This window comes from Paenibacillus sp. FSL R7-0048, from assembly GCF_038004505.1.
GTDB classification, from domain to species: domain Bacteria; phylum Bacillota; class Bacilli; order Paenibacillales; family Paenibacillaceae; genus Paenibacillus_AQ; species Paenibacillus_AQ odorifer.
In genome coordinates this window covers 3,742,387-3,754,593 of sequence record NZ_JBBORF010000001.1, presented here as the reverse complement: position 1 = coordinate 3,754,593, position 12,207 = coordinate 3,742,387, and the positions used below count along the sequence as shown (strand labels likewise).

At 45.1% G+C, this 12,207-nt stretch carries 7 protein-coding genes; 2 read left to right on the top strand and 5 right to left on the bottom strand.

Going from position 1 to position 12,207, the window contains the following annotated elements:
* Positions 1 to 133: 133 nt before the first annotated feature.
* The gene (locus tag NSQ91_RS16755; protein WP_340391759.1) at positions 134 to 2,581 is read left to right on the top strand and encodes a glycoside hydrolase family 38 N-terminal domain-containing protein; all 2,448 of its coding nucleotides are present in this window, start codon (positions 134 to 136) and stop codon (positions 2,579 to 2,581) included.
* Between the two features lie 445 nt (positions 2,582 to 3,026).
* Here the strand turns inward: NSQ91_RS16755 and cydC are convergent, their stop codons facing one another.
* The 5 genes from cydC to NSQ91_RS16730 all read right to left on the bottom strand — a co-directional run bounded on the left by cydC (position 3,027) and on the right by NSQ91_RS16730 (position 11,439).
* A complete protein-coding gene (gene cydC / locus NSQ91_RS16750) occupies positions 3,027 to 4,754 on the bottom strand; it encodes a thiol reductant ABC exporter subunit CydC (RefSeq protein WP_076303687.1) in 1,728 nt (575 codons plus the stop codon).
* A complete protein-coding gene (gene cydD / locus NSQ91_RS16745) occupies positions 4,751 to 6,595 on the bottom strand; it encodes a thiol reductant ABC exporter subunit CydD (RefSeq protein ID WP_076303688.1) in 1,845 nt (614 codons plus the stop codon). The genes cydC and cydD overlap by 4 nt, the downstream gene beginning before the upstream one ends.
* 68 nt (positions 6,596 to 6,663) lie before the next feature.
* On the bottom strand, positions 6,664 to 7,680 hold the full coding sequence (locus NSQ91_RS16740) for a cytochrome d ubiquinol oxidase subunit II (protein WP_076126522.1): 1,017 nt from the start codon (positions 7,678 to 7,680) through the stop codon (positions 6,664 to 6,666).
* Complete coding sequence (locus NSQ91_RS16735; protein ID WP_340918932.1) at positions 7,677 to 9,041, bottom strand: cytochrome ubiquinol oxidase subunit I; 1,365 nt, start codon at positions 9,039 to 9,041, stop codon at positions 7,677 to 7,679. The genes NSQ91_RS16740 and NSQ91_RS16735 overlap by 4 nt, the downstream gene beginning before the upstream one ends.
* A gap of 550 nt (positions 9,042 to 9,591) precedes the next feature.
* Positions 9,592 to 11,439 (bottom strand): hypothetical protein, encoded by a 1,848-nt coding sequence (locus tag NSQ91_RS16730; protein ID WP_340918929.1) that lies wholly within the window; start codon positions 11,437 to 11,439, stop codon positions 9,592 to 9,594.
* An 80-nt stretch (positions 11,440 to 11,519) separates the two neighbouring features.
* Between NSQ91_RS16730 and NSQ91_RS16725 the strand changes: the two genes are divergently transcribed.
* Positions 11,520 to 12,155 carry a TetR/AcrR family transcriptional regulator gene (locus tag NSQ91_RS16725; RefSeq protein WP_218642199.1) on the top strand — a complete coding sequence of 212 codons (636 nt, stop codon included), beginning with the start codon at positions 11,520 to 11,522 and terminating at the stop codon, positions 12,153 to 12,155.
* Positions 12,156 to 12,207: the final 52 nt, after the last annotated feature.

Genomic DNA, 12,207 nt, shown 5'->3' with positions numbered 1-12,207 from the left:
GGGAACGAACTTCCAAGCATGGTATGAAGAAGATGCTTTGTTCCGCTTCAAGCTGTATTTTCAATCACATATATAATTTCCCTTCGTTTATATCTCGATTCGATAATCCTGTAATTCCGAAAGGAGCTCTACGATGAATCAGCACAAACCTTGGACAATTTACGTCATTCAACATTCCCATACCGATGTCGGCTATACCGAGCGTCAAGAAAAAATTCGTCAATATCATGTCAATTATATTCGGCAGGCTCTGCAAATTGTACGTGATATTGAGAGCGGCGCCAGACCTGACTTAAAAGGCTATAAGTGGGTATGTGAAACCTATTGGCCTGTTGAATCCTTCCTATTGAAAGCCACAGACATAGAAAAAGAAGAACTCGCTCATGCGGTGAAGAAAGGTTATATCGGTCTCTCCGGCACCTATCTCAATTTCGGTGAGCAATTAAATCAAGAGATACTCTCTATCATGATTAAGCGGATAACAGATTATGGACAATCGATTCAATTCCCGGTACGTTCTGCGATGACGGCAGACATTACAGGCTTTGGTTGGGGATACAGTCAAGTGCTGGCGGATGCAGGTATCGAGAATTTGATTACATGTATTCATACGCATCATTCCATGTTTCCACTGTGGAAGAAGCAGATTCCGTTCTGGTGGGAAACGCCGAAAGGAGATCGTATTCTCACCTGGAGCGGTGAGCATTACATGTTCGGCAATGATCTTGGATTGACCCCAGGCATTGGCGGATCTTATACGATTCGCGATGATCATGATGTCCGAAACGGTGTATCCTTTGAAGTGGCCGAAGCACGTTTTGATCGTTATTTACAGCAATTGGTTGCTGATGGTTACACGTTCCCGTTCGTACCGGTGATGGTGTCCGGACTTCCTACCGACAACGGCTCGCCGAACGCAGCGTTGATGGATTTTGTGAATCCATGGAATGAGAAGCATGGCGAACGCATCCGGATTCAACCGGCGACCTTGGACGATTTCTTTGCAGATTTGAGAGCTTATGCAGAGGAGCATCCCGAGGAAATCGAGACCTTCCGTGGGGACTGGCCAGATTGGTGGACAGATGGCTCGGCGACGACGCCGATGCATGTACAGATTTTCCGTGAAGCACAGCGTGTCTATACAAAGGTGAAGCTATTAGATCCCGCATGCGAGATCGTCTCCAAAGAACGTCTTGAAGCAATGGAATATGAGCTAGCGCTATTCGCTGAGCATACATGGGGTTATCATTCCTCGGTCACCGAACCTTGGAATCCGTTCGTTCAAGAGCTTGGCTGCAGGAAAGAAGCCTATGCGGCCAATGCCAGCTCACTCGCTCATACCGCTTTATACGACATCCTTGAGGCTCGCGGTGACGCTTTGCTTCGTCCTAATTGTCCAATGAAATTTGAGTTATATAATCCTAATGATTTTGCGCAAACTGATTATGCTGAACTCATTATGGAAGGCTGGAATATATCGGAATTGAAGAACGGTTTTGAAGTCATGGATGAATCGACGGGCACTGAATATGAGGTGCAAATGGTTACAGGGCACCGCGGTGTCATCCTTACCATTCCGGTAACGCTTCAGCCAAAGCAGCAGGTACAATTGACGATCAAGTCACTTATCAATCACAAACCTGTAACTGCGTATCGAACAGATTATGTAGGCTCGGATCGTATGTTGGATATCATCCCGCCAGTCGCACCGAAGCTTCACGTTACGCCGAAATATATGGAATCGCAATACGTAAGACTTGAATGGGAGATCGGTGCTGGCATCACGAAATGGATCGACAAGACCGTGAATCAGAACCTGCTTCGTGCAGATCGGAATCACCATGCATTTTCTCCTGTTTATAATGTGACTCGGGCAGCTAACGAATTTGGTATGTATGATGTTCGGCGCAAGATGGGACGCAATCGTAGAGGCCCTGATGCAATTACTTCTGTGGGAACACTGGTTAATGTTGATATTGTTGAAAAAGGCGCACTATACGCTAAAGTTCGTCTGACATACAGCGTCAATGGCTGCAGTCATTATTCCTTACTTGTCACCTTATACAGTGATCGTGCGCGAATTGATGTTGCCGTACGCATGCATAAGGAAAGTGTATGGGACCCAGAAAATCTATACATTTCTCTTCCGTTCGGAAGTGCTCCCTCTTCACCGCAGCAAGAACTATGGATTGAAAAAACCGGTGCGTCAGTACGACCGCGTATCGACCAACTCCCGGGTTCCCTTGCCGATTTCTACTGTGTTGATGAGGGTGTGGCGTATATCAGTGAAGGACGAGGGATTGCGATTGCCATGCCGGACACGCCGCTGATTCAAATCGGTTCATTAGACTATGAGGATCGTCTTCTGAGCGGCCATCCGGAGCTTGCCCATGATCCAGCCCACCTGTACTCATGGCCCATGAATAATTATTGGGAGACAAACTTTAAGGCGACACTGGGAGGATTCTATGAATTCCGATATTATGTTACTTGGGGTGAGGAACTTCATACCCCAGAATCTGCAATGAAGGCGTGCAGGAGCATGAACGCGGGTATCCTGTCTTGGAGAACAAATTTATAAGCAATAATCATTGAAAATAATCTCCCTACAAGATGTCTCTTCTCCCTTAACATAGTAAACTAAAAAGTTGATCTGCAAAATAGATCAACTTTTTAGTGTCACGTAAATTGAGGGCTTCTCCGAGATTAAACCTCCCCATCGTTCAACATGCCATCATTAATGGATATAATGGATATTTTACTGTTTAATTTTATATATTTCTTCTTCCAGACGTTCCAATTTACGTGTGCTAATACAATTTGAGCCGGTTTAGCGTTTTTCTCTGAAGCGATTTTTATTACCAGTTTTTGAAGAACTGCTCATCGTTTAAGACAAACGTGGATTATAGTCTAGGCGAGAATCGCAAAACAGGCTAAAGAACTGCTCCCGATATTACACCGGAAGTTATTCTTTAGCCTGTTGCTTGGTAAGATTGATCGAATGCTCAGAGGAGCTCTTGCTTTTTTTACACTCCAACTTCTCCGATCATTTGCTGTTCGATTTGTTTCATCTCATAAAAATAGCCTTTTTGCCCCATCAACTCCGAATAGGACCCCGTTTCGACTAGCCTGCCTTGGTCCATGACCACAATCTGGTCCATCTCTTCCAATCCGGTTAGCCGATGACAAATCAGGAGAAGCGTATCATTAGCCGCCTGTGCGTAGAGTTGCTTCAAAACATGATGCTCTGTCACATAATCCAGCGATGAAGTGGGTTCGTCCAGAAGCCATACCCGTCCTTTGCGGAGCATCGCTCGCGCCAGAGCCAACCTCTGCTTCTCGCCGTCTGACAGATTCTCCCCTTTTTCATACACCATATCGGTCAACGATGTATCGGGCAGCTGCATTTTAGCTAGCACATCCAACAATTGTTCGTCTGCATGTTCTTCTCCATTCAGCAGCAGGTTGTCCCGGATCGTTCCCCGGAAGAAATGACTTTGCTGAAACACTACAGTAGCCGTTTGCCAAATGCTCGTTTCATCCAGTTCCTTCACCGAAATGCCGTTTAACCGTATATCGCCGGCCGTTGGTGTTCGCAGCTTGAGCAGCAATTCGATAATCGTTGATTTTCCTGATCCACTCGGCCCGACAATCGCCGTTTTGGAACCAGGTAAAATGTGTAGGGATACATCCCTGAGCGCCGGTCTCCACTCCCCTTCATATTGAAACGTAACATCGGATAGCTCCATCGTAACGGCATGATCAACAGACAATGTGCCACCTGGCTGCGAAGACTGCTCATCAAAGGTCTGAACTGTTTCCGTCAGTCGTTTGGCTGCGTGTTCGCTATCCTCTTTATACGCGGGTAATGTGGCCATAGCCGCCGCTTCTTCAAATACGGTTTGTGATGCCATAACCAGCATGGCAAGAAATACGCCTGCAAGCGCTCCTTCCATAATTAAATAGGCGCCAAGCGTAAGCACTCCCCAGGAAACGAAAAACGTAACAAAAGTGTGCATCGACTGCCCGCGCAGCAGTTGCCCGGCTGCTCGTTGCTGCTCAGCTGCCAATACAGTGGAAGCATGCTGGAGATGTTCCTCCCGCTGTGCCAATTGACCATATACTTTTAAATCCCGGAAACCGTACAACACTTCGGTAACTTCCGTGGACAGCTGCGCCCTCTGCTCACGAACGCGTCCATGTATTCTCCGCTGCCCGAGTAACACAATTCCCGGTACAACGAATGCCGTTACCAGCATACCTATTACAAACAAAACGGCAATCCAGATCGAAAAGGTAGAAGTAAACAGCACCGTAGCCAAAAACACCATGACGACCATGATCGGAGGATAAGCGACTCGCAAAAAATAATTTTGCAAACTTTCCACATCCCCAACGATCCGCGCAAGCAGATCCCCGCTTCGATTTTTGTTCAATATACCAGGCGTTAAAGGAATAAGCTTGGCAAAAAAGGATGTACGTAAACGGCTAAGCATGGAGAATGTCGCCCGGTGAGAATACAAGCGTTCTCCATAACGACTCGCCGCCCGAAGCAGACCCAGCAGTTTGACCATGGAGGTGAGTACAATTAAAGTATAAAGCGGTGGCGCAAATACCGTTTGCGAAATCAGATATCCGCTCGCAGAAAAGAGTGCCACACCGGCTATGCCGGCGATAAATCCACCCAAAATCGAAAGAATGATATCCTTGCGCTCCTGAATCATCGCCTTTGACAGAACAGCCAGTTCATTCATGAGGATATCCCCCCTTTCCGCTCTACATCAATCATCTCGGCATACTGAGGCAGGCGCTCCAGAAGCTCGTCATGTCGTCCCGAGTCCACCAACACTCCATTGTCCATAAACAAAATCTTGTCGGCTTGTTGAATCGTATATAATCGGTGAGCTACCGTAATCATTGTAGCCGTTTTTGCCAGTTTGGCTATGGAGCGTTGCAGTACCCGCTCGGTGTGCAAATCCAGTCCAACTGTGGGTTCATCAAACAAAATGATAGCAGGACGCTTCAAAAAAGCGCGTGCTAAGGCAAGCCGTTGCTTTTCCCCACCAGACAGTCCCCGGCCTCCTTCACCAACAAAGGTATCAAATCCATGCTCTAATTGGGCTGTAAGCGCAGCGAGTCCTGCTTCTTCCCCCGCCCGCTCAATTTCTGCTCTGGAGATGCTCCCACGAGCACCAATCGCAATATTTTCAGAAAATGTGCCTGCAAAAATATACGGATGCTGTGTAATGTAGCTAACATGTTCGAACCATTCGGTTTCATCGTATTGCGAGAGTGGACTTCCATTCACCAGAAGCGTTCCCGATTCTGGTTTCAGCAGACCGGCAATGAGATGTAGCAAAGTCGTTTTTCCGGAACCGCTTTTGCCAACAATGGCAATGTGTTCTCCTGGACTAAGCTGGATCCGCCCCGTCTTAAGCTCGAAAGAATCTGGAGCATACTGAAACCGGAGTTGGTCAATTACGATGGACGGCGGTATTAAAAGGTCTCCAGAATGGGTAAGTTCCAATTTGCTTATACTGTCGGTCCTATCACCAACCTTATCTATGTTGGTGATCACGTCGATTTCAGTGGATGTCCCTGCGCCTTCATTGCTATTCGGGTTTTTGCTCCCCCCTGCCGTTTCCTCAAGCATCTGTTCCACCTTACGAACCGCACCCATACTTGTTCGGCCACTGTGAAAGGCCGTTCCCGTATTCTTTAACAGGTTGTAAAACTCGGGAACGAGCAGCAAAACGAGAAAGGCGGTGTGGAACGTCATAGCTTTGAAAACGAGCAACTGGATGGCCAGTTCAAGAGCGACAATGCCAATGCTAAGCATTACGATCGATTCCAGCATGAAGGTATTCGTAAACGCAATCTTCAAAATGCCCATTGTGGCATCACGATAACCCAAGCTACTGCGCTCGATCTCCTGTTGCTGACGGTAAGCCCGTCCAAATATTTTCAATGTCACCAGTCCTTGAAGAGAATCCAGAAACGTCCCTGAGAACTCAGCCAGTTGCGCATATTTTTCTTCGGATTTGTTCTTCGTTTTCAGCCCTACCAAAATCATGAACAGCGGGATGAACGGAGCAGTAAACAATAGAATGAAACCTGTGTTGGCATGTTGGATAAATGTAACGACCAAAATCAGAACCGGGATGATAGCAGCTTCCATCATACGCGGCATGTATTGACTGAAATAACTATCGGCCTCATCCACAGCATCCAGAGCAACACTGACCTTTCCTCCCGTCTGTCCACGAAGGGTTGAAGGCATGGAGGCATGAGTCAAGTTTTGCAGCACGGCAGCGCGCATATTTGTCTTAGCAGTGGCAGCCATATGTAAGCCAACTATACCGTTTCCATAAGACAACAGTGTGCGTACAGCCATAACAGCTAGAAGTATGCCGAGCAACAGGATAACCGATGAAAATGAAGCTTTCTCGACAAAAATCCGTTGGACTGCTTCAGCAAGCAGCCCAGCCTGACTCACAATAGCTATACCAAGCGCTAGTGAAATGATTGCGAGGAGAGCCCTGTTTTTCCTTTGTGAAGACATTTGTTGAGAAATCAGACTGGATTTCCTCTTCACAGATCACACCTCCTTTATCTATAGGCTTGTAGGGAAACCTCAAACATGCCGTAATGGATTAAACATCTTTATTTTTTCCCTTTTACATAATCTGCATCAAACAGGAAGAGTTTGAAGACCAGAATAAGGGATGGGATCAACAGGCATAGACCGCCGATAAACACAATAACTAACGCTAAACCCATTGCAGGTGAAGTTGCACTGCTCTGAATCGTGATATACGGATCAAGAATATAAGGGTATTGCCCAATCCCATAAGCAAAAAAGGCACAGAAAAACTGCAACATGACGCATATAAAAGCTAATCCGTAACGGCGTCCGTTATATAATAGCCACATCGCGATCATGAAGAAAGCAACGGAAAGTGCCAGCAACCACCATAAATCCATCATATTTTGAAAATGCCGCTCATTGTGTTGACCCAAATAGATAAATGCTGTCAGTGCGAGGATTATCGTCGGTGTGCTCCAAAACAGGGCGTAGTTGCGCATCAGCTTCAACGCGGAATGATCCTCCGCCCGAGAAGCGTAAAATGTCAGAAATGAGCCGCTAATGAACAAAACGGACACGATTGCCAGTCCAACGATACTCCACGATAACGGATTGGTAAACAGCGCCCAGTAATCTAGAGAAACCGTTTCCCCCTGCTTCACGATAAAGCCGCCTTCAGACAAAGTTAGCGCCACTGACAACGATGCTGGAATAAGCAAACCTGTAGCTCCGTACAAAAAAAGATATACTATGTTTTTCTTGGAACCGTAATTTTCAAAAGCATAGAATGAACCGCGAATCGCAAGAAGAATCACTGCAATGCTTCCCGGAACAAGTAACGCGGAGCCATAATAATAGGCTGTGTCCGGAAAAAAACCGACGATGCCAATATAGAAAAAGATAAAAAATACATTTGTAATCTCCCATACGGGTGATAAATATCGGGAAATCAGACGATTAATGAGATGATCCTGCTTTGTTAAACGTGCATAAAAGGCGAAGAAACCCGCTCCGAAATCAATGGAAGCTATAATTAAATAGCCGTACAAAAACAGCCAGAGCACCGAGATGCCAATCAATTCGTAACTCATCATTCAGTGCCCCCCTTTTCCGTAAATTGATTAGGATGATCCTTTATCCATTTCTCCATCTCAGCTTCTGCCGGATTATTGTTGAACAAGCGTCTCAGCACGATTACACACATACTGCCGAGAACGATGTACAAGAGCAATAAGGCGAAGAATATAATTCTTACATTCGGTGAAGACGTGGCAGCCTCCTCAACACGCATATATCCACGGATAATCCACGGCTGTCGGCCAATCTCTGCATAAAACCATCCCAGCTCAACAGCCAGAAAAGCGAGAGGGGCGCTCAGTGCGATGATGCGAAGCATCCACTTGTTAAGCTCATTACGCTTTTTCCAGAACACAAACAGAAAATATAGAAACGAAATCGCGAGCAGAGTAAATCCAATTCCGACCATTAAATCAAACAGATAATGAACGAGAAGCGGTGGCCATTCTTCCTTGGGGAATTCCTCGAGCCCCGTCACCTCTGCATTAAAGTCTCCAAAGGCCAGGAAGCTGAGCAGCTTCGGCAGATGAAGAGCCCCTAGAACTTCATGCTCTGCATTCAGCCATCCCAATAGTACCAAATCCACACTGCTGCTCGTCTCAAAATGCCACTCTGCCGCTGCAAGCTTCTCTGGCTGATGCTCGGCCAAAAACTTGGCAGACACATCACCGGCTAACGTGTTCAGCAAACCGAATAGTAAAACGACCGCCATCATGAGATTTAAAGATTTTTTGTGGTATGCGGACACACCTTTTCTCAGCATCGCGAAGGCTGCAATCCCGGCTAACAAGGCAGCTCCTGTCAAATAGGCCGAGCTTAATACATGGAACACTTTGGAGAACGTCGCCGTATTCAGCATCGCTTGCACCGGGTTAATCGCTGTGAATTGGCCTGCTTCCATGACAAAGCCTTCAGGCTGGTTCATGAATCCGTTCACCGTCGTAATAAAAACGGCAGACATGCCTGCCCCGGCGACAATCGGTATCGTCAGCAGCCAATGGATATACGGATTTTTGAACCGACCCCATGTATACAAATAAATGCCCAAGAAGATAGCTTCAAAGAAGAACGCGAACACCTCCATGAATAACGGAAGTGCAATGACATTCCCAGCCAGTTTCATAAAATTCGGCCATACCAGGGCCAGCTGTAGTGAAATCGCTGTACCGGTCACGACACCAACCGCCACAGAAATGACAAATCCTCGAGACCACCGCTTTGCCATAAGTGTATAATGGGGGTCCTTCTTCCGAATCCCGATAAACTCTGCTATAGCGATCATTAGCGGTATACCGACGCCAATCGTCGCAAAAATAACGTGGAACCCGAGAGTCAAGCCTGTCACCAGCCTGCTCCATAGCACCGTATCAATTGCCATTCTTTACTGCTCCCTTCAAAACACTGTTCATTTTTCTATGATTAGGCCTGCTAACTGTTGGCTGCATTCAATATCAGGTTTAGCAAGGTTCAGCGACATCGTTGCCTGTTCGTTTTAGTATGACGTTCATCGTTCTTTGCTATGTAAAAAGAGAAAAAATTCACAAAGCAAGAGTTGGCGAGCCCGATTTACCTGATACTGAGCAGTCAAAATTATAATGTGACCTAATAATTAAAATCATCTTATCTTAAATTGCAAGTAATTCAATCACAGATATCTCTTAATCCCTAAACGTTCAAGAAAGGGTCAAATCTTTCTGACAACTCAGTGAATAACACAAAAAGTACCCGAAGGAGCTATTGATTGATTAGTGTATATATGATGTCACAAGTTCCCTCCTACTTCGATGCTGGCAAAAAAACGATATTTTCTCATTTTGAGCCGTAATATATCCCCCTTTTGCAATAAAAAAACACTGACTCAAATCATCAGTGTTTTTTGAATTAAAGCTAATGTCATCTTCGTCATGACAAATCTTGATCTGCCAATATCATTTAGTACGGCCGTAGAAAAAAGAATACCCATCTGACTTCCCAAGCTTAGTCGTCTCCGTTCCGTCCACTAGCTTGACCGCTTTCAGCAACGATACAATTTGCGTATGCATTAGCTTTGCATCAAATTTGTCCATCTCTCTGTTGTCACTATCCACGAGCAGATAGTCGGGCATTGGAATGAAACCAATCACCGGTATCCCTGCTTCAAATAAGGGCTGACTCTCTCCAAACTCAAACTTGTTATGTCCACGCAATAATACAGTACGTGTGCTATCTGTCTTTTCAATAGCCTTCAGCCAAATGGCTGCCATCATTTCATTGCCCGCATAGGTATATTCTGTACTTATTTGTCCAGTTGGACCATAGTGACCCGTATCATCGTCCTTCCACTCCATGCTGCCTAAATGCTCGACCGTAATTCCAGCTACAGCTTTTAAATGGCCATTCTTGCCATCCCACAGCTCTCGATGCCCCTCCATCCAGGTGGAAGTTGCCTGAGAGGACCCTTTGAACTCCGGTAATCTAAAATGCCCTGTCACAAAAGCAAATATCATCGTACGTTCCGGCTGCTCCTGCTGTAAGTAACGAATCATAGACAGCATGCCCACAGCGCCATTCTCCTCCACCACATTTATCCCATCCGTATGAGTATTTACGATAATTGCTTCGTCTTTATTCTTACCGTCAATTTTCACATAAAAGGATTCTGTGGGGGCATCTTTTTGTATTACCGCTTCTAAAATAACCGTACCTTCTTTATGCTCCTGAGCTGCCCTGATAACCTTTTGCCCTTCCGTTTCATTAACCCAGATCGCAGGGATTCCAGCATAATCGGTGGTAAAAGGCACATATTGCTCTTCAACCTTATCGTCAGATACCCCTTTCCAGACTAAAACAACAGCTTTTACGCCCTTTTCCTTCGCTTGCTCCAATTTAGCTTCTTTTAAAGCTGTAGTGAGGACTAGATCGCCTTCATTTGGGGTAATTTGGTTGTCCATTGGTGATGAATCCCGCATATTCATAACGATCCCACTTGGAAAATTTCTGAAATTCTCAATTTCAATGACAGCAATTTTTCCGCTGGCCTGGCCATATTCACCACGCTTCGTATACACCAGCTCCCCAGTTACACCTTTTTCGTCAGTTTCCCCGGAATAGGGAAAAGCTGAAGAGACATGAATTGCCTGCTGATCAATCATTAAAGCGCTGTTCTTTTCTTCCCATCGGTCAAAAGTATAGCGATCACGATAAACTTGCAGCCCCATATCCGATACCTGCTGCTTCAGCCAAGCAATAAACTGATTGTGACCCTCAGAGCCGGTTGTACGGCTTCCAAAAGAATTCATTACTTCAATATCTTTGAGCATCACTGCTGCAGAATCCAATTTGCGTTCATCGATCGTCACTGTCGTATCAGCAGCTAATGCTACAGGTGTTGTAATAGGTTTTGCATAGATTCCAATACCCCAAAGTGCAGTAACGATAAGTGCAGCAATGCTGAATAACACTTTACGAACCACTAGAAACGGAGTAACTCTTCTGCTTACCTTTTGCCCCAAGAGTCCTCTCCATATGCCCGCTATGATCAGCAAGAGGATAGAAAGCGCAAGCAGCCAAAAATTTCTTGTGATTAAAAATAACCCTTCTGCCACCATCGCACTAATAAATACTACATGTAACTTCTCACGCTTCTTTAATAGTAAAAAAGAGATGCCTAATTCTGCTAACAAAAAGATAATGGTCATGATCGAGATTACCGTTTCTTTGCCAATGAATACCGTAGCACATAGTGCTAGGATCAAAAGCAGCACCACTGACAATCGTCTATATAAGATTTCTAACATGACGCCCTCCCATTTTAACTAACGATTATTTTGACATTACATTTGTAATGCCTTATGGTTTTAGCATATTGAAAATACTCATGAAAAACAATGAAACGAACATCAGAATGTACAAATGGAGGGGAAATGTCATCTCAAATCATGAATTATACAGTCCAAATACCTCTAAGCATCGTTCCAATAAAGAAACCAACCGTTTGACAAGAGAAGCCATCTGTACGGCATTAGTCTTCTTGATCCAGGAACAGCCTTTTGACAAAATCACCATCACCGATATTGTGAAGCGCGCAGGGGTTTCTCGAACAGCCTATTACAACAACTATTCCTCCAAGCAAGAGATCCTGGTGGATTTGGTCGATTCGCTTATTTTCGAAATTAATCAAAGACTCTTACCTTACACCAATGAATTAACAGGCAAAGCTAAAGAACCTCAAAAATTTATCAAAGTGCTTTTTGAAGTTATTTTTCAGCAGCGGAACATCTACAAAGCACTTCAGAGTGCAAAGTTTGATCATGTAATTCTGGATTGCTTGAATGAAATGATGCTTTCTACTGCTCATGACAAAAGCGACGAGAATGTGTACCGAATATACTTTAAAGCGGGGGCCCTCTATAATGTTCTCCTTAAATGGATACAATCAGACTTTGCAAAATCCATAGACGAAATGACCAAAATTTGTCTTGAGGTATACCATACTCCAATGTCCCAGGAATAAGGTTTAAAAATCGTGTTTATAAATGAAAAAACAAAGAAACCACGGAACCAAG

What these genes read in the sequence shown, in the direction of transcription:
- NSQ91_RS16755 (WP_340391759.1), top strand. Translation starts at nt 134, where the DNA reads ATGAATCAGCACAAACCTTGGACAATTTACGTCATTCAACATTCCCAT.
- cydC (WP_076303687.1), bottom strand. Translation starts at nt 4,754, where the DNA reads ATGAATGAACTGGCTGTTCTGTCAAAGGCGATGATTCAGGAGCGCAAG.
- NSQ91_RS16740 (WP_076126522.1), bottom strand. Translation starts at nt 7,680, where the DNA reads ATGATGAGTTACGAATTGATTGGCATCTCGGTGCTCTGGCTGTTTTTG.
- NSQ91_RS16735 (WP_340918932.1), bottom strand. Translation starts at nt 9,041, where the DNA reads ATGGCAATTGATACGGTGCTATGGAGCAGGCTGGTGACAGGCTTGACT.
- NSQ91_RS16730 (WP_340918929.1), bottom strand. Translation starts at nt 11,439, where the DNA reads ATGTTAGAAATCTTATATAGACGATTGTCAGTGGTGCTGCTTTTGATC.
- NSQ91_RS16725 (WP_218642199.1), top strand. Translation starts at nt 11,520, where the DNA reads ATGAAAAACAATGAAACGAACATCAGAATGTACAAATGGAGGGGAAAT.